Origin of the sequence: Oceanobacillus timonensis, assembly GCF_900166635.1 — a bacterium.
Classification (GTDB): Bacteria; Bacillota; Bacilli; order Bacillales; family Amphibacillaceae; genus Oceanobacillus; species Oceanobacillus timonensis.
This window is the reverse complement of sequence record NZ_LT800497.1, coordinates 3,279,822-3,300,363: the sequence shown is the minus strand read 5'-3', so window position 1 is coordinate 3,300,363 and position 20,542 is coordinate 3,279,822. Positions and strand designations below refer to the sequence as shown.

The window sequence follows — 20,542 nt, the reverse complement described above, 5'->3', positions numbered from 1 at the left end:
TAAAGGAGGCTACGTCCGTGAAAGAAGCAGTGATTGTAGCTGGTGCAAGAACACCAGTAGGAAAAGCGAATAAAGGTTCATTACGTAATGCCAGGCCGGATGACTTGGCGGCGTTAACGATAAAAGAAACGTTAAAAAGGGCCGGCAGCTATCAGGGACAGGTGGATGATGTGATGATTGGCTGTGCAATGCCGGAAGCAGAACAGGGAATGAATATGGCGCGAAATATTGCGGGTCTCGCCGGATTAAGCCACGATGTTCCGGGAATTACGATCAACCGTTACTGTGCGTCGGGATTACAGACCATTGCGACCGGTGCAGAACGGATTATGCTGGGTGCTGCAGATACGATTATTGCTGGCGGTGCGGAATCGATGACAATGATTCCGATGGGCGGCCATGTGATTAAACCCAATCCAGACTTGGTTGAACATGCGCCGGAATACTATATGAACATGGGGCATACAGCCGAAGAAGTCGCCAATCGTTTTGACATTTCCAGAGCGGATCAGGATGCTTTTGCAGTACAAAGTCATGCACGTGCCGCCCAAGCCATAGAGAACGGATTTTTTACAGAGGAAATTGTTCCGGTAGAAGTGAAGGAGCGTTTTGTCGGGAAGAACAATAAGATAGAAGAAAAAGCTTTTACTTTTAAAATGGATGAGGGAGTGCGTGCAGACACGAATATAGAAACATTGCGCACATTGCGGCCGGCATTTCATGTAAAAGGAAGTGTGACGGCAGGAAATGCCTCGCAAATGAGTGATGGGGCAGCCTCTGTGTTAGTCATGGATAGAGAAAAGGCAGAAGCGGAAGGATTAACACCTCTCGTCAAATTCCGTTCCTTTGCCGTAGCTGGTGTAGCACCGGAAATAATGGGCGTAGGCCCGGTAGAAGCAATTCCGAAAGCGGTCAAAATGGCCGGACTGGAATTATCGGATATTGGTTTGTTCGAATTAAATGAAGCTTTTGCATCACAGGCTTTAAGCGTTATCCGCACGTTAGATCTGGATATGGATAAAGTAAATGTCAACGGCGGTGCGATTGCATTAGGGCATCCACTTGGCTGTACTGGAACGAAGTTGACGGTCAGTTTAATACATGAAATGAAGCGAAGAAAGGAACAATTTGGCATTGTTACGATGTGTATTGGCGGCGGTATGGGAGCTGCGGGTGTATTTGAACTTCTATAATCTAATTGAAGAGGGGTAATTAAGATGAGTGAAACAAAAGAGAAGTTATTCAAAGGCGGCGGATTTTTAGTCGAGGATATTACGGCAGAAGATATCATTACACCAGAAGATTTTACTGATGAGCATAAAATGATTGCGAAAACGACGGAAGATTTCGTATTGGGAGAAGTTGTTCCTAAAATTGATAATCTGGAAAATCAAGAATTTGAACATTCTGTTGAGCTGCTGAAAAAAGCCGGAGAATTAGGTCTGTTAGGTGCGGATGTACCGGAAGCATATGGTGGTTTGGCATTAGATAAGATTAGTTCTTCTTTAATTGCAGAAAAGTTTTCTCGTGCGGGCGGTTTCTCGATTACACATGGGGCGCATGTTGGGATTGGCTCACTGCCAATTGTTTTCTTCGGAAATGAAGCACAAAAAGAAAAATATCTTCCGAAGTTAGCAACGGGAGAGTTGATTGCTGCTTATGCACTGACCGAGCCAAGCTCGGGATCGGATGCACTTGGTGCAAAAGCCACTGCCAAACTAAACGACGCCGGCACCCATTATATTTTAAATGGCGAAAAGCAATGGATTACCAACTCTGCTTTTGCAGATGTCTTTATTGTTTACGCTAAAATTGATGGGGAGCATTTCAGTGCTTTTATAGTGGAAAGGGAATATCCTGGTGTATCAACGGGACCGGAAGAGAAGAAAATGGGAATTAAGAGTTCTTCCACTAGAACGCTTGTCTTAGAAGACGCAGAAGTCCCTGTGGAAAATCTGCTCGGTGAAAAAGGACGGGGACACATTATTGCTTTTAATATTTTAAATGTCGGGCGTTATAAACTTGCTGTCGGCGGCATCGGAGCATCCAAACGCAGTCTGGAATTAGCAGTGAAATATGCTAATGAACGTAAACAATTCCAAACACCGATTGCAAGCTTTTCACTCACACAAGAAAAATTAGCAACCATTGCTTCGAAACTGTATGCCAATGAAAGTGCTGTATATCGTATCGTAGGTTTATTTGAACAGCGGATGGGTGCTTTAACCGATGAACAATTGCAGGATGGACGGGAAGTGGCCAGAGCAATTGCGGAATACCAAATAGAATGTTCCATGTCGAAATTTAGTGTGTCTGAATTACTGGATTACGCAGTGGATGAAGCTGTTCAGCTCCATGGCGGATATGGTTTTATGCAGGAATATGAAGTAGAACGGATATACCGTGATTCCCGTATTAACCGTATTTTTGAAGGAACCAATGAAATTAACCGTCTGCTTGTACCGGGAACATTATTGAAAAAAGCAATGAAGGGTGAATTGCCATTATTGGAAAAGGCGCAGGGACTGCAAGAAGAGTTAATGATGATGATGCCAGAGGAAGCGGGTACAGAAGCATTGGATCAAGAAAAATATTTATTAAAGAATGCGAAAAAGTTGATTTTATTGGGAGCCGGCTTAGCAGCACAGAAATATGGCAAAAAATTAGATAATGAACAGGAAATTCTTGTGAAGTTAGCAGATATGACAGCGGAAGTATTTAATATGGAATCGGCCATTCTCCGTACGGAAAAAGCGATTTCTAAGGACGGATTGGAAAAGGCACAGCAAAAATTATTATATACAGAAGTCTACGTACAGGAAGCTTTTAACAGAATGGAAGCAGCTGCAAAGGAAATTCTGATTACGGTGGAAGAAGGAGACAGTCTGCGTGTGATGCTATCCTCCTTACGTAAGCTGACCAGACACACTCCGATTAATGTGGTTAAGAAGAAACGTGAAATTGCAGCAAAACTGATTGAAGAAGAAAAGTATATTGTCTGAATCCCTTGAAAAGAGGCTGAGCGTCCAGCCGTCCAGCCTCTTTTCAACGGTTTATTCCTTTCTAGTTTTTTCTTTTAATAATGCTTTGATTTCTTTCAGCTCTTGATCCATCGCTTCCAACTTTAAGTCTGTCGGTGTAGGTTGGTTTTCCCTATTTGCTTCTTCTACATTATTGACGATGACCCCGACAAATAAATTAATAATAACAAATGCACCGATAAGGATAAACGAAATAAAGTAGACCAAGGCGAAGCTGGTTTCCTCCAGAATAGGATACATAACGCCCGTCGCCCAAGAATCAAGCGTGAGAATCTGGAACAAAGTCAGTAAGGTTCGATGAAGTGATCCAAAATGTTCTGGAGCAATTGATTGAAACAACATGGTACCTACAACAGCATACATATAAAAGAAAATCGTCAGCAAAATCATGATATTTCCCATAGAAGGTATAGTTAACAATAGTGCATTCACCATTTTTCGCAACGATGGAATAATGGAAATAGCACGAAGTACCCGGAGTATTCTGAAAATACGCAGGACAATGACATAATTAGAACCGACAAATAGAATGCTGGCCGCTACAATCACAAAATCAAAGATATTCCACGGGTTTTTAAAAAATTGGACAAGCGAGGAGCTGCCAATCATTCGGATGATGATTTCAATGGTGAAAATGGAGAGCAATATAGTATCTATCCAATAAAGGTAATCACCATAAAGCTGATTCATCACTGGGTATGTTTCTAAACCAACAATGACCGCATTTAATACAATCAGGGCAATAATGATATTTGTAAATGTTTTATTCTCTGCGATGGCGGCGCATCTACTTTGGAACGTTTTAAATGTCATGCGTATGTATCCTTTCTCTCGGTTACGTTTTACAGCGAAATCCATTATACATTGTACCTAATAATGGATTGTCTTGTCATTTTAAACTATTCAATTTTTTAGCGGATATAATTCAATATATTGGATGAAAGATAAAGTTTCATGGTACGCTAAATAATAGGGAAACAAACTTTAGGAGGGACAAATATGTATCGAAATTTAAATGATTTTTTAACAGAATGGTCTGAGTCAGCTGACGGTACAAAAGCTGTATTAAACGCTTTGGAAGATGATAAATTGGATCAGTCCATTGTAGAAGGACATAATAGTCTCGGCTGGCTGGGCTGGCATTTGGTAAATACGCCTGTTTTCTTTATGAACTTGGTCGGGGTTGATTTGGAATCTCCTTATGATCCGGATGATGTTCCGACAAAAGCAAGTGATATTCAGAAAGCCTATGCCGATATTTCCAATCGTATTGTAGAGAAATCCAAAGAAGTGCTTTCGGACGATGCTTTAGTAAATGAATTTGTAGACTTTGGCGGATCCGCTCCAAAAGGAAGCGTTTTGCGTATGGCAATCAGCCATCAAATCCATCATCGCGGTCAAATGACAGTTCTGCTGAGACAAGCCGGATTAGAGGTTCCAGGTGTGATGGGACCGACCAAAGAGGATCAACAGTAGAAGCGGAGGAATAACCATGACTTTATCTTTTTATTGGTACCCGAAATGTGGTACTTGCCGAAATGCAAAAAAATGGTTGGACGAAAACCAAATCGATTATCAGGCCATTTCTATTGTAGATAATCCCCCAAGTGTGAATGAGCTATTGTCTTGGATGGAGACAAGTGATTTGCCGCCCAAGAAATTCTTTAATACAAGCGGGAAAAAATATCGTGAATTGCATTTAAAAGAAAGAATAAATGATTTATCTCCCCGGGAAATGGCGGAAATTTTAGCTTCTGACGGGATGCTGATTAAAAGACCGGTCTTAACCGATGGCAATCAAGTGACTGTCGGGTTTAACGAAGAGACATATGAATCTTTCTGGAAATAGTGCTAGAAATAGACCGGACTTCCATGTATAGTTGAAGAGAAAAGAAGAATGGTTGGAGGGATACGAAATGAGCTTGCCAAATGATTATTTGTATTCAAAAGAACATGAATGGGTGAAAAAAGAAGATGGTAAAGTCCGTATCGGGGTTACAGACTTTGCGCAAGACGAGCTTGGCGATATTGTCTTTGTAGAATTACCGGAAGTCGGTGATTCTTTAGAGTTGGATGAGCCATTCGGAAGTGTAGAATCTGTTAAAACGGTATCTGAACTGTATGCTCCAGTAAGCGGAAAAGTGGTAGAAGTGAATGAAGAACTGGAGGATAGTCCAGAACTTGTGAATGAATCACCGCATGAAAAAGCATGGATGGTTGTTGTTGAAGTTGAGAAGGAAGGCCAGCTAAACGAATTATTAGATGCAGATGCATACCGAGAATTTATAGAAGGATAATTTAATCATACTTGCACCTATTTTAGAAATACTGAAAATGACAGGGACCACGACACCTGCATTTTTCAAAAGGCTCTAAAAAACGGTGAAAAAAAGAGCTGACTTTTCCACATTTGTGTATAGTTAGCTCTTTTCTTTTCATATACTATAGAAACAGCATGTTGAGGAATGGTCAACCTATTAGCTACGATAAGGAGTGCAAAACGATGATGGAAGATGATTACAATAAAGTCATGATCGTTGAGGGGTTATCTGATAAAAAACATATTGAAAAAATTCTTGACGATAATACCATCACCATTGTTTGTACAAATGGAACCATTGGCGTAGAAAAATTGGAAGAACTGTTAGAATGTTATCATTTAGATGATACAGAAGTGTTTATCCTGGTGGATGAGGATGAATCCGGGATGAAGCTCCGAAAGCAATTAGCCGGTGAACTTCCACATGCCGAACATATTTATGTGAGCAGTGAATTCCGTGAAGTTGCCGCTACACCAAAGAAAAAATTGGCAAGTATTCTGGCAGGAAAGCGAATTGGAATAGATCTCAATTATCTTGCCAAATGGTAGTTCACGCGTTAAGATGAGAAAGAATTTATTCCTCAGGATAAAAAAATATAAAGAAGGTGGTTATCTTTTTTATGAAACAACAGCGGACCTGTTAGAAGCATATAGCATTTGCTGGAAACAAAAGATTGAGGAGAATAAACTTGAAACATTTTAATGAAGCAGAAATGAACCATCATCGGCTCATATTATATATTTATACACCATTTTGCGGGACATGCAGCGTTGCGCGTGCCATGCTGGAAAACGTAGAAAGATTGCATGAAGAAGATATTTTCACCGAGATGAATGCTTCAATGCATCCTGATTTTATGCAGAACCATAAAATTGAGAGTGTACCGTGTCTTGCTTTTGTGGAAGACGGAAAAATCGTGGAAAAAGTGTACACATTTCAATCAACAGCAAATATTTATCAATATCTGATGAAGTATAAACCGGAATTATTCCAGACGATAAATAATTGAACATGTATATGAAGCGAAGCAGGCTGAAATACCAAGTGATTAACTGCGGATTTGGTTGACAAAGGTGTAAATAGCGTGCTACGATAGCAACAATTCATAAATAAGTTGAAAACTCTTATCAAGAGCGGTGGAGGGACTGGCCCGTAGAAACCGCGGCAACCTTCAATCATTGGAAAGGTGCCAACTCCTGCAAGCATTTGAAAGATAAGAGAACAATGGACGATACAACAAATATTTGAGCGTCTTTCTGTTCTCTTACAGAAAGGCGTTTTTTGATGGTTGAATAAATAATAAACAAGAATACATGATAAACAGGATTGTTTACATATAGGAGTGAAATAAAGTGATATCCATTGAAGGGCTGAAGAAAGTATTCTCTTTAAATAATAAAGATGTTGTCGCCGTGGATAATTTAAATCTTCAAGTAGAAGATGGCGATATTTATGGCGTAGTTGGCTACAGTGGTGCAGGGAAGAGTACTTTTGTCCGTTTAATCAACAGACTGGAAGAGCCGTCAGCTGGTACAGTGAAAATCGGCGATCAGGTGATTACTTCTTTATCGAAATCGGATTTACGTATTGCCAGGCAGGATATTGGTATGGTGTTCCAGCATTTTAACCTGTTATGGTCCCGCACCGTTGCTGATAACATTGCGTTTCCGCTTGAAATTTCAGGAGTGGAGAAAAGGGAGCGGAAAAAACGTGTACTGGAATTAGTTGAACTAGTCGGTTTGTCAGGAAAAGAAGATGCTTATCCTGCACAGTTAAGCGGTGGTCAAAAACAAAGAGTTGGTATTGCCAGAGCGTTAGCAAACTCTCCTAAAGTTTTGCTCTGTGATGAGGCAACTTCTGCGCTGGATCCGGAGACAACCAATCAAATTCTGCGCTTATTGCAGGGCATTAATGAAAAATTAGGATTAACGATTATTTTAATCACTCATGAAATGCATGTAATCCGTAAAATATGTAATCGGGTTGCTGTGATGGAATATGGGAAAGTGGTAGAAGAAGGAAATGTTATCGATGTATTTACGAAGCCGCAGCAGCAAGTTACACAAAACTTTGTTGAACAGCTGACCGGTTCGAATGAAGAAGAGGATGACATGACGGAATTGACAGAAAAATTCCGGGAAGGTATGCTATTGCGCATTCAATTTTTAGGGGAAAGTGCGAACCAGACAATCATAAGCCAACTTGTGAAGCAGTTTGATATCCATGTGAACATCTTGCAAGGGAAAATCACGCAAACACAAGGCGGAAGCTATGGAACGTTAATTGTTCAGCTGCTGGGAAGTCAGCAGGACGAGGCAATGAAATATTTGAAAGAACAAGATGTTATAGAAGTGGAGGTAATTCAGCATGCTTGAGGAATTATTTCCGAACATAGTAGCGGAAGATTTAATAGAGGCATCACAGGAAACCGTATATATGACTGCTATTGCAATGGTTGGAACGACCGTGCTTGGTTTGATGTTAGGATTATTATTATTTTTAACATCAAAAGGGAATTTTTGGGCGAATAAACCGGTTAATGTCATCGTAGCTGCATTCGTTAATATTTTCCGGGCCATTCCTTTCATTATTTTAATTCTGTTATTGTTCCCATTTACAGATCTATTAGTGGGAACCATACGTGGACCTACTGCCGCTTTACCAGCGCTGATTTTAGGAAGTGCTCCATTCTATGCAAGGCTGGTTGAAATTGCCTTGAAGGAAGTGGACAAAGGTGTAGTGGAAGCTGCAAAAGCAATGGGAGCAAAAGCAAGTACCATTATCTTTAAAGTACTGCTTCCCGAATCCAAACCAGCCCTCGTATCCGGACTGACAGTTACAGCCATTGCGTTAATCGGCTATACAGCTATGGCCGGCGCAATCGGTGCAGGCGGATTAGGAAACTATGCTTTTTATTTTGGATTTCAGCGTAGAAGCTGGGATGTTGTATTTGTATGTACGGTGATTATTGTTGTGATTGTATTTATTTTCCAATTTATTGGAGATGCTATTACAAGGAAATTGGATAAACGTTAATTGTGATAAAAGATGGTATTCAAGTTTGACTTGATTCACATAATAAAAAAGTAAAAGGGGCGTACAAAATGAAGAAATGGATGTTTTTAATCGCAGCTGGTCTCGTTCTGCTTTTAGCTGCATGTGGAGGTAATGATGAATCTTCTGATAGCGATACGGATTCTGATACAGAAATTACAGTAGGAGCTGTTAGTGTTCCACATGCTGAGATTCTTGAAGAAGCCCGGCCGATGTTAGAAGAAGAAGGTATTACATTAAATATTGAGGAGTACCAGGATTATGTTTTCCCCAATGATGATTTAGCAGATGGTACTTTAGATGCGAACTACTTTCAACACCAGCCTTACCTTGATCAGACAGTAGAAGATACTGGTTATGAAATAGAATCGATTGGTAATGTGCATGTGGAGCCAATTGGTATTTACTCACAAAATATTACAGATATCGATGACATTCCTGAGGGAACGGAAGTCGTTTTAAGTAACTCGATTGCAGATCAAGGCAGAATTTTAACTTTATTTGAGAATAATGGATTGATTACTTTAGATGAGGACGTGGAAAAGTCAGCGGCTACAATTGATGATATTGTGGACAACCCTTTAAATTTATCTTTCCATCCGGATGTGGACCCAGCATTCTTGCCGGAGAATTACGAAAGTGAAGAAGATGCGTTGGTTGTTATTAACACAAACTATGCGATTGAAGCAGGATTAAATCCTTTAGACGATGCTTTGTTTATGGAGGATGAAGATTCCGAGTACTTGAATCTTGTTGCTGTTCGTTCAGAAGATGTTGATAATGAAGCTTTGAACAAATTAGTGGAAGTATTGCAATCGCAGGAAATTCAGGATTTCATGCTGGAAAACTATGACGGTGCAGTTATTCCAACACCAACGGATGCAGAATAAAGAGTAATAAGGAAGAATTTTAAGTATATGGGTTTTATTCTCCCTATACCAGATATTTTTCATAAATTATCCGAAAATATACGTTTAAATCAATTTTGAGCGGGAATGATTCCTGTGTTAGCATATAGAATGTGCTAAACAAACCGAAAGGATGATTTATTATTACCACTGAGAATGGTTTAAGCTACACTTCGGAAATGGAAAAAGGTATGGGGCAATCAAGGAGAGTCAACTACGAAGAGTACGATCGAAGCTTGAATAAAAAATTAAAAGTGGAACAAGAAAGAGAACAGGAATACCAGAATGCGAAGATGATTTCATCAGAAGCAAATTCTGGAATCATGAGATAAAAATAACAGAAGCTGATGTCGAGGGGCATCAGCTTTTTAAATGGAAAGAGCTTTTAAATCAATCTTAAAAGCATCATTGAAAGCTTATAAAAGACGGATAATAACAGTTGCGAATTAATTTGAAATGATTTAAGATTGTAATGAGAATAAATTGAGAATGGATATCTTATTCATTTCATTTAAAATATAGTTTTGGAGGTATGAGTTATGTCAGGTTCAGTATTAGAAATCAAGAATCTTCATGTATCTATTGAAGAAAAAGAGATATTAAAAGGAGTAGACCTAACGATTAAAGGTGGAGAATTCCATGCTGTCATGGGGCCGAATGGTACAGGTAAATCCACATTGGCGTCTGCCATTATGGGTCATCCTAAATATGAAGTAACAGAAGGAACCATCACACTTGACGGGGAAGATGTTTTAGAAATGGAAGTAGATGAACGTGCCCGTGCAGGTCTGTTTTTAGCAATGCAGTACCCAAGTGAAATCAGCGGAGTAACAACTTCTGACTTCTTGCGCTCTGCAATCAATGCAAAACGTGAAGAAGGCGATGAAATTCCATTAATGAAATTCATCAAAAAATTGGATCAGGACTTAGACTACCTTGATATTGATCAAAATATGGCAACACGTTACTTGAATGAAGGTTTCTCCGGCGGGGAGAAAAAACGTAACGAAATTCTGCAATTAATGCAATTACAGCCGGACATCGCTATTCTTGATGAAATTGATTCCGGACTGGATATTGATGCGTTGAAAGTCGTATCAAAAGGAATCAACCAAATGCGTTCGGATGCCTTTGGATGCTTAATTATTACACACTATCAACGTCTCTTAAACTACATTACTCCTGACTTCGTACATGTTATGATGCAAGGCCGTATTGTAAAATCAGGCGGACCTGAGCTTGCTAAACGCCTAGAATCAGAAGGTTACGAATGGATTAGAGAAGAATTAGGAATTGAAGACGAAGAAACTGCAGAACAAAACGCGTAAGGTAAGGAGGGGTAATCATGACTGTAGAAACAAAGCTTCCATTCAATCAAGATTATATTCAAGCATTTTCCAAAGATCGCAATGAACCAGGCTGGATGGCTACGCTTCGTTCCAAAGCTTTGGAAATGGTTGATTCATTAGAAATGCCAAAACCGGATAAAACAAAAATATCAAACTGGAATTTAACGGATTTTCAACATGTCGATAAAGAAGCAGCTACCATTGCTTCTCTTGATGAGCTTCCTGAAGATTTAAAAGCATACTTTGATAAAGATGCCAACATGGAAAATCTATATATTCAGCGTAATCAAACAGCTGCATATAATAGCCTTGCTCAGGAGCTTCAAGATAAAGGCGTTATTTTCACAGATATTTTCACAGCAATCAGGGAGCATAGCGACCTGGTAGAAAAATATTATATGAATGATGCCGTTGCCGTTGATCAGAACCGTTTAACAGCACTTCATGCAGCACTTATGAACGGCGGCGTATTCGTTTATGTACCTAAAAATGTACAAATAGAAGAACCGCTTCAAGCCGTATTCTGGCAGGAAGATGCAGATAGTGCGTTATTAAACCACGTGCTTGTTGTAGCAGAAGAAGGCAGCTCTGTTACGTATGTAGAAAACTATATTTCTCAAAATGATACAGATGAAACAGTTGCTAATCTTGTAACAGAAGTATTTGCACATGATAATGCACAAGTTGCTTATGGTGCAGTAGATAACTTTGCTGCCGGCACAACCACTTATGTGAACCGCCGTGGCGTTGCCAAGCGTGATGCTAGAATTGATTGGGCGCTTGGGCAAATGAACGATGGAAATACGGTTTCTGAAAACATTACCTACCTGATGGGAGAAAATGCTGCATCGGACGCAAAAGCAGTATCTGTCGGACGTGGGAAGCAGACACAAAACTTTACCTCCAGCATTCGCCAATTTGGTAAAGCAACAGAAGGGTATATTTTACAACGTGGTGTTATGAAGGGTGCTGCATCGACTATTTTTAATGCCATCGGTAAAATTGAACATGGTGGAACAAAAGCGAATTCCGAGCAAGAGTCCCGTGTATTGATGTTAAGTGAAAAATCCCGTGGCGATGCCAACCCGATCCTTCTTATTGATGAAGATGACGTAACAGCAGGTCACGCAGCTTCTGTAGGCCGTGTGGATCCGCTGCAAATGTACTATCTAATGAGTAGAGGACTTGAGCGTGAAGAAGCAGAACGTCTGGTGATTCATGGTTTCTTAGCTCCAGTGGTTGCACAGCTTCCAATTGAGTCTGTACGGAAACAATTAATCCAAGTCATTGAAAGGAAAGTTTATTAATGGATGTAAAAGCCGTTAAGGAACAATTTCCAATTCTTCAACAGGAAGTAAACGGGCATCCGTTAGTGTACCTGGATTCTTCTGCAACGTCGCAAAAACCGGTGCAGGTGATCGAAGCGGTGAATGATTATTATAAATATAATAATTCCAATGTTCATCGCGGCGTGCATACGCTCGGCTCAAGAGCAACCGATCAATATGAAGGGGCACGTGAAAAGGTTCGGGAGTTTATCAATGCAAAACATGCAAGAGAAATTATCTTTAACCGGGGAACAACAGCGGGTCTGAATCTGGTGGCATCCAGTTATGCCAGAGATAATGTCGGCCCGGATGATGAAATAGTTATTACACCAATGGAGCATCACAGTAATTTGATACCTTGGCAGCAGGCTGCAAAAGCAACAGGAGCCCGTCTGGTGTATCTGCCATTACAAGAAGATGGTACTATTTCATTAGATGATGTAAAGAATACAGTAAATGATAAAACAAAAATCGTTGCCGTAACGCATGTTTCTAATGTGCTGGGAACGATTAATCCAATAAAAGAAATAACAGCAATTGCACATCAACACGGTGCTGTAATGGTTGTTGATGGTGCACAAGGAGCTCCACATGTTAAAGTAGATGTACAGGATATCGATTGCGATTTTTATGCATTCTCCGGTCATAAAATGTGTGGACCGACTGGTATTGGTGTTCTGTATGGAAAACAGGAACTATTAGAAAATATGGAGCCGATAGAATTTGGCGGGGAAATGATTGATTTTGTAGATTTATATGATTCTACATGGAAAGAGCTGCCTTGGAAATTTGAAGGTGGTACTCCTGTTATTGCCGGAGCGATAGGGCTTGCGGCAGCAATCGACTTCCTGAATGAAATCGGCCAAGATGATATACTGGCTCATGAGAAAGAACTGGCAACCTACGCTTTAGGTCAGATGCAAACAATAGATGGTATCCAAATCTATGGACCTCAGAATCGGGCTGGACTGATTACATTTAATTTGGATGAAGTTCATCCCCATGATGCAGCAACCGTTCTGGACATGGAAGGAATCGCTGTACGGGCAGGGCATCATTGTGCACAGCCTTTAATGAAGTGGTTAGATGTAGTAGCTACTGCAAGAGCCAGTTTCTATCTCTATAATACGAAAGAGGATATTGATCTTTTAGTATCCGGGCTGGTAAAGACAAAGGAGTATTTTGGGAATGGCTTTGAATAACCTCGATACACTTTATAGACAAGTTATTATGGACCATTACAAAAATCCGCGTAACAAAGGAGCTCTAGATGAAGAATCTGTTACGGTGGATATGAATAACCCGACCTGCGGAGATCGTATTCAATTACAGTTAGACGTTGAAGATGGAATTGTAAAGGATGCGAAGTTCCAAGGAGAAGGATGTTCGATTAGTATGGCATCCGCATCAATGATGACACAGGCAATTAAAGGAATGGAAGTGGAAGCAGCGTTAAAAATGTCCGAAAACTTTTCTGAAATGATGTTAGGACACGATGTTGACTCAGAAGAGATGGGTGATATTGAAGCACTTCAGGGAGTTTCCAAATTTCCTGCACGTATAAAATGTGCTACCCTTGCTTGGAAAGCCATGGAAAAGGGCGTGCACGATGAATAAGACAGAATTTTTTATTCTGTCAGAGGGAGGTTATCAACAATGGCAAAAAATATGCCGGAAATAGATGAGTATAAATATGGATTTCACGACAAAGATGTATCCATTTTCCGTACCGAAAAAGGGTTAACGTCAAATGTGGTAAAAGAAATTTCAAAAATGAAGGAAGAGCCGGAGTGGATGCTCGACTATCGTTTGAAAGCACTGGAACATTTTTATAACCGTCCAATGCCGCAATGGGGTGGAGACCTTACCGGATTAGACTTCGATGAGATTGTTTATTATGTAAAACCTTCTGAGAAACAAGGTAGAACATGGGATGAAGTACCTGAAGAAATCAAGCAGACGTTTGATAAATTAGGTATCCCGGAAGCGGAGCAAAAATATCTTGCTGGTGTTTCTGCACAGTATGAATCAGAAGTTGTTTACCACAGCCTAAAAGAAGATCTTCAAGAGCTCGGTATCGTGTTTAAAGATACGGATACAGCATTGAAAGAAAATGAAGAACTGTTTAAAGAGTATTTTGGGACCGTTATTCCATATGCAGACAATAAATTTGCTGCATTAAACTCTGCAGTATGGTCCGGTGGTTCCTTTATCTACGTACCAAAAGGCGTAGAGGCAACCACGCCGTTACAAGCTTACTTCCGTATCAATTCTGAAAATATGGGACAGTTTGAACGTACGTTGATTATTGTAGATGAAGGCGCATCTGTACACTATGTAGAGGGTTGTACAGCACCGGTTTATACAACAAACTCTCTTCACAGTGCAGTAGTAGAAATTATTGTGAAGAAAGATGGCTATTGCCGTTATACAACCATCCAAAACTGGGCAAACAATGTGTATAACCTTGTTACCAAACGTGCAGTATGTGATGCGAATGCAACGATGGAATGGATTGACGGAAATATTGGTTCTAAATTAACCATGAAATATCCTTCTATCCTTCTTAAAGGAGAAGGCGCACGTGGAAACACGCTTTCTATTGCTTTAGCAGGAAGAGGACAATTGCAGGATGCTGGTGCGAAAATGCATCATTTAGCTCCAAATACGTCTTCTACCATTGTTTCCAAGTCAATCTCTAAACAAGGCGGGAAAGTTTCTTATCGTGGTTTAGTACACTTTGGACGTAAAGCAGAGGGAGCTCGCTCCAACATTGAGTGTGATACACTGATTATGGATAATGAATCCACATCGGATACCATTCCATACAATGAAATCTTGAACGACAACATTTCCTTAGAGCACGAAGCAAAAGTTTCGAAAGTGTCTGAGGAACAGCTTTTCTATTTGATGAGCCGCGGCTTATCAGAAGAAGAAGCAACAGAAATGATTGTAATGGGCTTCATTGAGCCATTTACGAAAGAACTTCCAATGGAATATGCTGTTGAGATGAATCGTCTTATCAGCTTTGAAATGGAAGGATCTATTGGTTAAACACTTGTATAAAAAAAGTGACTTCTACGGAGGTCACTTTTTTTATTACATAAAAACTTTTTTAAACGTTTTCACAATAACTGTTTTATTCTGTTAGAATGTATTTATTGCGTATTAATTTTATACAAGAATGAGGAAGTAAAGTATGGGGGGATTGCTTGCATGAAAAAATTATTGTTAGCGTTATCTATTTTTCTATTAGTTGGCTTGCTTGGCGCGTGCAGTGGAGACGAGGATGCATCTGAAACTGAAAAGGAAGAGGAAGAATCTGTAACTGAAGAGGACCAGACTTCAGAAGAAGCAGCGGAAGAAGAGGGAAGCGGCGAAGGAAACGGCGGATTCTTATGGAAAGTGGAATCGGAATCCGGTGATACGGAAATGTATTTACAAGGAACAATCCATTTAGGAAATGATGATTTTTATCCATTAGATCCTGCTATTGAAGATGCATATGATAGCGCAGATGTTGTTTTGCCGGAATTTAATTTGCTGGAAGAAACGCCTTCACAGGAGGAAATGTTAGAATATGCTACATATGAGGATGATACGACATTGGAAGAGGAACTTCCAGAAGACACATACGCAGATCTCGCCTCTATTTTTGAAGAAAACGGGTTGGATTTAGAATCGATGAATGAGTTTCAGCCTTGGTTTGTGGAGACAATGCTGCTGGAATTAGTTACGACGACGAGTGATGTTGATTCACAATCAGCTGTCGATTTATATTTCTTGGAAAAAGCAACAGAAGATGAAAAAGAAATTGTTTCATTAGAAAGCGCAGAAGAACAATTTGAAATACTCAGCGGTTATTCCATGGAAACACAAATACAAACATTGGAAGCAGCAGTGGATGGCTATGAAGATGGCCCTGAAGAAATGGAAGCACTTGCTGAAGCTTGGCTTGAAGGAGATATGGAAACAATGGAAAATATGTCTAATGATGAGGAAGAAGCCGAAATAAATGATGAGTATATGGAAGAGTTAAATGATAAGCGGAATATCAATATGGCGAACAGTCTGGATGATATTTTACAGGAAGACAGCGGGCAGAACTATTTTGTTTTTGTAGGAACTGCACACTTTACAGTTGAACCAAGTATTGTGACAGAGTTGGAAGATAAGGGATATCAGGTAGAACATATTTATTAATACATGTGCCTGCATTGAATCGATTTCCAGGCACGAAGTATTGACTTTTAGCAATAGCGTACTAAAAGTCAATAACTTTGTGTCTTTTTCAGGACATAAACCATATCATTAAGATAGGAATACTTTTGAAGGATGACGGCGGGATAACAAGAAGTATTTCGGATAGTGTTTCGGATTTTTCATTTCATTGAAAAAATTTTTAACGGGTGATTGACAAAAGGTAAAAATATGGATAGAATACTATTAAACTAATAAATCTTATCAAATTACAGGGAATTAAACTTCCTCAAGCAACAAATATAAACTGGGAGGAAGATAACATGTCAAAAGAACATGAAGTCGATGATTTTTATTTGAAATTAAAGGAATTATTAAATGATTTGGATTTTGGAACAATTACGATTGTTGTTCAAGACGGAAAAGTCATTCAATTGGAGAAAAATGAAAAGGTAAGGTTAAAGTAACTAAAATAAAACAACACTGCTGACTAGACAACTAGAGGCGGCGTTCTTTCAAGAAGAAATTCTGGAGGAGCGGCGTCTTTTTTAATAGTCAAGTATTCATTTTAGAAAGAAGGTTGAGGCATGCAATTAACCTATCAAAAAGCAGCGGCAGATGATTATGACATCCTGAATCAAAAGCTGGAAAAGAAGGACAGTCTGGAGATATTGAAATGGGCTTATCAAACCTATGGTGATGAACTTGTTTATGCCTGCAGTTTTGGGGCGGAAGGTATCGTCCTGATTGACATGATTTATAAGGTGAAAAAAGATGCTGCCATTGTTTTTCTGGATACGGATTTTCATTTTAAAGAAACGTATGAATTGATTGAACGTGTAAAAGAGCGTTATCCCAGTTTAAAGATTCAAATGACGAAACCGGATTTGGCACCGGAAGAGCAAGCAGAAACCCATGGCCCGGAATTATGGAAAGTAAACCCGGACCTATGCTGCAGTATTCGTAAGCTGATTCCTTTGGAGCGGCAATTAAATAAATATACAGCATGGATATCCGGTTTACGTCGGGAGCAGTCTCCAACAAGAGCGAATACGCAATTTGTGAATCAAGACAGAAGATTTGAATCGATTAAAGTCTGCCCTTTGATTCATTGGACGGAAGAAGAAATCTGGATGTATATCCGTTTACATCAACTGCCTTATAATGAGCTTCATGATAAGAATTACCCGAGTATCGGCTGTGAGCATTGCACAAAAGCAGTTTTGAACGGGGAAGATGCAAGAAGCGGCAGATGGGCAAATACAAATAAAACAGAATGCGGCTTGCATCAGCAAAAATAAGAAGCAATATAGACAGAATGACATTGAAAATTATTGGAGGTAAACGTTATGACAACCATTACTCCACATGGAGGAACCTTAATTCAACAATATGATCCGGATTATGACACGCAGGGAATTACGCAGGAAATAAAGCTGGATTCCTTTGCGCTTTCCGATTTAGAATTGATTGGTATTGGCGGATTCAGCCCTTTGACAGGATTTCTGGGGAAAGCAGATTATGAGTCGGTAGTCAGCGATATGCGTTTAGCTGATGGAACAGTTTGGAGTATTCCAATCACATTACCGGTTACAGAGCAAGATGCCAATACACTAGAAGTTGGCAAGCGCGCAAAGCTTACTTTTAATAATGAAGTGTATGGGGTCATAGATATCGCAGAAATATATGAACCGAATAAATGGAAAGAAGCAAAACTGGTATATCAAACAGAGGATCAAGCGCATCCAGGAGTAAAAAAATTATTTGAACGGCCGGATTATTACGTAGCCGGACCGATTACGTTAACAAAACGGTTACAGCGGGATGGTTTTCAAGCATATTATCTGGATCCAAAAGAAACCAGAGCGCATTTCGAAAAACAAGGCTGGAAAAAGGTTGTCGGTTTTCAAACAAGAAATCCGGTTCACCGGGCTCATGAATATATACAGAAGGCAGCTTTGGAAATCGTTGATGGATTATTTTTAAATCCGCTAGTAGGAGATACCAAAGCAGATGATATCCCGGCGGATGTAAGAATGGAAAGTTATGAAGTGCTATTGTCTAAATATTATCCGCGTGATCGGGTATTTCTCGCCGTATTTCCAGCGGCAATGCGCTATGCGGGTCCGAGAGAAGCCATTTTTCACGCGTTAGTGCGTAAAAATTATGGCTGCACACATTTTATTGTCGGCCGAGATCATGCAGGAGTGGGTGACTACTATGGAACGTACGATGCGCAAACTATTTTTCAAAACTTTACAGAAGAAGATTTGGAAATCACACCGTTATTTTTTGAACACAGTTTTTACTGCAAAGCATGCGGCAATATGGCATCAACGAAAACCTGCCCGCATGATAAAGAAAATCACGTTATTTTGTCCGGAACCAAAGTACGGGAGATGTTAACGGGTGGCGTAACACCGCCTCCTGAATTTAGCCGGAAAGAAGTGGTGGAAGTCCTGATTCGCGGGATGCAGCAGCAAGCAAGTGTGTAAGTAAGATAGAGAGAGGTGTTTTGGAATTATGCTGGTTGCTGTTGCATTTATAATTGCTTTATTTTTTGCGATGAACATTGGAGCCAGTGGAACAGCTGCTTCCATGGGGCCGGCTTACGGGAGTGGTGCAATTCCTAACAAGCGAACTGCAATGATCGTTGTCGGTATTTTTGCTTTATTAGGCGCATTATCCGGTGGTGAAGTTGTTCGAACGATTGGGAATGGCATTATTCCCCCAGGAGTGCTGGATGTAGAAGTTGTTATTATTGTTTTGGCAGCTGCTTGTCTCAGCTTATTCCTTGCTAATATGTTAGGGATTCCATTGTCTACGAGTGAAGTTGTTGTCGGTGCAATCATTGGGGCAGGAATTGCCTACCAGGCGTTATTATTTGATCAATTGCTCATTATCATTGCATTTTGGCTGATTACACCTTTTACCGCCTTTTTACTGGGATTGCTTTTTGGGAAATGGATACGCTATGCGGAAAATCGCTGGAAAGAGCTGACCGAGTTAGGGAAATGGCGGAGACCACTGGCTTTTTTACTTATCGCTGCCGGTTGTATAGAGGCATATGCCGCTGGAATGAATAACGTAGCCAATGCGGTTGGCCCTTTAGTAGGTGTTGGACTGCTCGATGTGACGATGGCTGTTTTGATTGGCGGATTTTTCGTATCCCTTGGAGCCGTATTAATAGGCGGAAGGGTATTGGAAACAAACGGTAAAAAAATTACACGGCTGTCTTTATTGCAGGGAAGTGCGGTTTCCTTAACCGGAGGCAGCTTGGTCATAACGGCATCTATTTTTGGTTTACCAGTGCCGCTGACACAAGTAACAACCTCTGCCATTGTTGGTGTTGGTACAGCAGATAAAGGGTTTAAAATGTGGCGGCAGAGTATTGTGAAACAAATTATCAAAGTCTGGGTGGTTTCACCGGTTATTTCTTTAGTTTTATCGTATGGACTTATTCTTTTATTTAAAACAACCGATTACTATACACTTTTTGTTATTCTTTCCGTTTTTATTGCCACGGCAGGAGTTTACAGCCTTTATTTGTCTACACGTGCAGAGCGTCGTTCGACGTATGATGAAGGCGGGGGAATTTAACGGGTTAAATACGAGTAAGTTTATCAGAAAAAAGGGTTAAACGAAGGGGGCTGTTTATTTGAAACAAGAAACAAAAGATATTATTTGGCATGATACAGCCGTACAGAAAAAAGAACGGCAGCAGAGAAATCAGCACGGAAGCTGTATTTTATGGTTTACAGGACTTTCTGGAGCAGGGAAGTCAACATTAGCTAATGCTTTAGAAAACCGCTTATTTGAACAAGGTTTAAACAGTTATGTGCTGGATGGGGATAATGTCCGGCATGGTTTAAATAAAGGGCTTGGCTTTGATGAAGAGGACCGCAAAGAGAATATTCGCCGGATTGGCGAAGTCGCGAAGCTGTTTGTAGATGCAGGTCTTATTGTCTGCACAGCCTTTATTTCGCCTTTTACAGAAGATCGTCATCGGGTGAGAGCTTTGGTGCAAGAAGATGAATTCGTTGAGATTTATGTACGCTGTTCCTTGGAAGCTTGTGAAAGCCGTGATCCCAAAGGGCTTTATAAAAAAGCACGTGCAGGGGAAATCGATCATTTCACCGGCATTAGTTCTCCTTATGAGGAACCGCTGCATCCGGAATTAGTTGTTGACTCCGATCAATACTCCATTGAAGCGTGTGTCGATAAAATTATTGCATTCTTACAAGAAAGAAAGCAATTACCTGAAAAATCGATCAGTTAAGTGCGTATTGCATCGTAAAAGAAAGGAAGTTAGTTAGTCATACATTGAAAGACATAGGCAGT

The 20,542-nt window shown here is 40.1% G+C and carries 23 protein-coding genes and 1 riboswitch; of the genes, 22 read left to right on the top strand and 1 reads right to left on the bottom strand.

Annotated elements, in window-relative coordinates; translation table 11 throughout:
• Positions 1–17: 17 nt before the first annotated feature.
• Together B7E05_RS16115 and B7E05_RS16110 are read left to right on the top strand one after the other, a co-directional pair.
• Positions 18–1,193 carry an acetyl-CoA C-acetyltransferase gene (locus B7E05_RS16115; RefSeq protein WP_080875168.1) on the top strand — a complete coding sequence of 392 codons (1,176 nt, stop codon included), beginning with the start codon at positions 18–20 and terminating at the stop codon, positions 1,191–1,193.
• Positions 1,194–1,217: 24 nt separating this feature from the next.
• Complete coding sequence (locus B7E05_RS16110; protein ID WP_080875167.1) at positions 1,218–3,002, top strand: acyl-CoA dehydrogenase family protein; 1,785 nt, start codon at positions 1,218–1,220, stop codon at positions 3,000–3,002.
• Positions 3,003–3,053: 51 nt separating this feature from the next.
• On the opposite strand, the gene B7E05_RS16105 is transcribed toward B7E05_RS16110, so the two are convergent.
• Positions 3,054–3,854 carry an ion transporter gene (locus B7E05_RS16105; RefSeq protein WP_080875166.1) on the bottom strand — a complete coding sequence of 267 codons (801 nt, stop codon included), beginning with the start codon at positions 3,852–3,854 and terminating at the stop codon, positions 3,054–3,056.
• A 186-nt stretch (positions 3,855–4,040) separates the two neighbouring features.
• On the opposite strand from B7E05_RS16105, the gene B7E05_RS16100 reads away from it, so the two are divergent.
• The 20 genes from B7E05_RS16100 to cysC all read left to right on the top strand — a co-directional run bounded on the left by B7E05_RS16100 (position 4,041) and on the right by cysC (position 20,480).
• Entirely contained in the window at positions 4,041–4,517 is a 477-nt protein-coding gene (locus tag B7E05_RS16100; RefSeq protein WP_080875165.1) for a DinB family protein, read from the top strand.
• A 16-nt stretch (positions 4,518–4,533) separates the two neighbouring features.
• Complete coding sequence (locus B7E05_RS16095; RefSeq protein WP_080875164.1) at positions 4,534–4,890, top strand: arsenate reductase family protein; 357 nt, start codon at positions 4,534–4,536, stop codon at positions 4,888–4,890.
• 67 nt (positions 4,891–4,957) lie between these two features.
• Positions 4,958–5,338 (top strand): glycine cleavage system protein GcvH, encoded by a 381-nt coding sequence (gcvH, locus tag B7E05_RS16090; RefSeq protein WP_080875163.1) that lies wholly within the window; start codon positions 4,958–4,960, stop codon positions 5,336–5,338.
• Between the two features lie 206 nt (positions 5,339–5,544).
• Positions 5,545–5,910, top strand: coding sequence for a toprim domain-containing protein (locus B7E05_RS16085; protein ID WP_080875162.1), 366 nt, complete (start codon positions 5,545–5,547; stop codon positions 5,908–5,910).
• Between the two features lie 140 nt (positions 5,911–6,050).
• Positions 6,051–6,371, top strand: coding sequence for a thioredoxin family protein (locus B7E05_RS16080; protein WP_080875161.1), 321 nt, complete (start codon positions 6,051–6,053; stop codon positions 6,369–6,371).
• Positions 6,372–6,483: 112 nt separating this feature from the next.
• Positions 6,484–6,582: riboswitch (SAM riboswitch) on the top strand.
• Positions 6,583–6,714: 132 nt separating this feature from the next.
• On the top strand, positions 6,715–7,737 hold the full coding sequence (locus B7E05_RS16075) for a methionine ABC transporter ATP-binding protein (RefSeq protein WP_080875160.1): 1,023 nt from the start codon (positions 6,715–6,717) through the stop codon (positions 7,735–7,737).
• Positions 7,730–8,398, top strand: coding sequence for a methionine ABC transporter permease (locus B7E05_RS16070; protein WP_080875159.1), 669 nt, complete (start codon positions 7,730–7,732; stop codon positions 8,396–8,398). Before B7E05_RS16075 ends, B7E05_RS16070 begins: the two co-directional genes overlap by 8 nt.
• A 68-nt stretch (positions 8,399–8,466) precedes the next feature.
• Positions 8,467–9,306: a MetQ/NlpA family ABC transporter substrate-binding protein gene (locus B7E05_RS16065; RefSeq protein WP_080875158.1), complete on the top strand. Its 840-nt coding sequence runs from the start codon at positions 8,467–8,469 to the stop codon at positions 9,304–9,306.
• Positions 9,307–9,503: 197 nt separating this feature from the next.
• Positions 9,504–9,656: a YuzK family famiily protein gene (locus B7E05_RS22730; protein WP_483869926.1), complete on the top strand. Its 153-nt coding sequence runs from the start codon at positions 9,504–9,506 to the stop codon at positions 9,654–9,656.
• 207 nt (positions 9,657–9,863) lie between these two features.
• Complete coding sequence (sufC, locus tag B7E05_RS16060; protein WP_080875157.1) at positions 9,864–10,652, top strand: Fe-S cluster assembly ATPase SufC; 789 nt, start codon at positions 9,864–9,866, stop codon at positions 10,650–10,652.
• A gap of 17 nt (positions 10,653–10,669) precedes the next feature.
• Complete coding sequence (gene sufD, locus B7E05_RS16055) at positions 10,670–11,980, top strand: Fe-S cluster assembly protein SufD (RefSeq protein ID WP_080875156.1); 1,311 nt, start codon at positions 10,670–10,672, stop codon at positions 11,978–11,980.
• On the top strand, positions 11,980–13,203 hold the full coding sequence (locus B7E05_RS16050; RefSeq protein ID WP_080875155.1) for a cysteine desulfurase: 1,224 nt from the start codon (positions 11,980–11,982) through the stop codon (positions 13,201–13,203). The genes sufD and B7E05_RS16050 overlap by 1 nt, the downstream gene beginning before the upstream one ends.
• Entirely contained in the window at positions 13,190–13,618 is a 429-nt protein-coding gene (gene sufU / locus B7E05_RS16045) for a Fe-S cluster assembly sulfur transfer protein SufU (RefSeq protein WP_080875154.1), read from the top strand. The genes B7E05_RS16050 and sufU overlap by 14 nt, the downstream gene beginning before the upstream one ends.
• Positions 13,619–13,657: 39 nt before the next feature.
• Entirely contained in the window at positions 13,658–15,055 is a 1,398-nt protein-coding gene (gene sufB, locus B7E05_RS16040) for a Fe-S cluster assembly protein SufB (RefSeq protein WP_080875153.1), read from the top strand.
• A gap of 162 nt (positions 15,056–15,217) precedes the next feature.
• On the top strand, positions 15,218–16,204 hold the full coding sequence (locus B7E05_RS16035) for a TraB/GumN family protein (RefSeq protein ID WP_080875152.1): 987 nt from the start codon (positions 15,218–15,220) through the stop codon (positions 16,202–16,204).
• Positions 16,205–16,524: 320 nt separating this feature from the next.
• Entirely contained in the window at positions 16,525–16,668 is a 144-nt protein-coding gene (locus tag B7E05_RS16030) for a YezD family protein (RefSeq protein WP_080875151.1), read from the top strand.
• Between the two features lie 120 nt (positions 16,669–16,788).
• Positions 16,789–17,502 (top strand): phosphoadenylyl-sulfate reductase, encoded by a 714-nt coding sequence (locus tag B7E05_RS16025; RefSeq protein ID WP_080875150.1) that lies wholly within the window; start codon positions 16,789–16,791, stop codon positions 17,500–17,502.
• Between the two features lie 48 nt (positions 17,503–17,550).
• A complete protein-coding gene (gene sat, locus B7E05_RS16020; protein ID WP_080875149.1) occupies positions 17,551–18,696 on the top strand; it encodes a sulfate adenylyltransferase in 1,146 nt (381 codons plus the stop codon).
• A 28-nt stretch (positions 18,697–18,724) separates the two neighbouring features.
• On the top strand, positions 18,725–19,801 hold the full coding sequence (locus B7E05_RS16015) for a sulfate permease (protein WP_080875148.1): 1,077 nt from the start codon (positions 18,725–18,727) through the stop codon (positions 19,799–19,801).
• Positions 19,802–19,859: 58 nt separating this feature from the next.
• Positions 19,860–20,480, top strand: a complete 621-nt coding sequence (gene cysC, locus B7E05_RS16010; protein ID WP_080875147.1) for an adenylyl-sulfate kinase — start codon at positions 19,860–19,862, stop codon at positions 20,478–20,480.
• Positions 20,481–20,542 lie beyond the last annotated feature (62 nt).

Coding starts and splice junctions, on each gene's coding strand:
- sat (WP_080875149.1), top strand. CDS start 17,551: ATGACAACCATTACTCCACATGGAGGAACCTTAATTCAACAATATGAT.
- B7E05_RS16095 (WP_080875164.1), top strand. CDS start 4,534: ATGACTTTATCTTTTTATTGGTACCCGAAATGTGGTACTTGCCGAAAT.
- gcvH (WP_080875163.1), top strand. CDS start 4,958: ATGAGCTTGCCAAATGATTATTTGTATTCAAAAGAACATGAATGGGTG.
- B7E05_RS16085 (WP_080875162.1), top strand. CDS start 5,545: ATGATGGAAGATGATTACAATAAAGTCATGATCGTTGAGGGGTTATCT.
- B7E05_RS16110 (WP_080875167.1), top strand. CDS start 1,218: ATGAGTGAAACAAAAGAGAAGTTATTCAAAGGCGGCGGATTTTTAGTC.
- B7E05_RS16035 (WP_080875152.1), top strand. CDS start 15,218: ATGAAAAAATTATTGTTAGCGTTATCTATTTTTCTATTAGTTGGCTTG.
- B7E05_RS16065 (WP_080875158.1), top strand. CDS start 8,467: ATGAAGAAATGGATGTTTTTAATCGCAGCTGGTCTCGTTCTGCTTTTA.
- sufB (WP_080875153.1), top strand. CDS start 13,658: ATGGCAAAAAATATGCCGGAAATAGATGAGTATAAATATGGATTTCAC.
- B7E05_RS16050 (WP_080875155.1), top strand. CDS start 11,980: ATGGATGTAAAAGCCGTTAAGGAACAATTTCCAATTCTTCAACAGGAA.
- B7E05_RS16070 (WP_080875159.1), top strand. CDS start 7,730: ATGCTTGAGGAATTATTTCCGAACATAGTAGCGGAAGATTTAATAGAG.
- B7E05_RS16105 (WP_080875166.1), bottom strand. CDS start 3,854: ATGACATTTAAAACGTTCCAAAGTAGATGCGCCGCCATCGCAGAGAAT.
- B7E05_RS16025 (WP_080875150.1), top strand. CDS start 16,789: ATGCAATTAACCTATCAAAAAGCAGCGGCAGATGATTATGACATCCTG.
- B7E05_RS16100 (WP_080875165.1), top strand. CDS start 4,041: ATGTATCGAAATTTAAATGATTTTTTAACAGAATGGTCTGAGTCAGCT.
- sufU (WP_080875154.1), top strand. CDS start 13,190: ATGGCTTTGAATAACCTCGATACACTTTATAGACAAGTTATTATGGAC.
- sufC (WP_080875157.1), top strand. CDS start 9,864: ATGTCAGGTTCAGTATTAGAAATCAAGAATCTTCATGTATCTATTGAA.
- B7E05_RS16015 (WP_080875148.1), top strand. CDS start 18,725: ATGCTGGTTGCTGTTGCATTTATAATTGCTTTATTTTTTGCGATGAAC.
- B7E05_RS16030 (WP_080875151.1), top strand. CDS start 16,525: ATGTCAAAAGAACATGAAGTCGATGATTTTTATTTGAAATTAAAGGAA.
- sufD (WP_080875156.1), top strand. CDS start 10,670: ATGACTGTAGAAACAAAGCTTCCATTCAATCAAGATTATATTCAAGCA.
- B7E05_RS22730 (WP_483869926.1), top strand. CDS start 9,504: ATGGAAAAAGGTATGGGGCAATCAAGGAGAGTCAACTACGAAGAGTAC.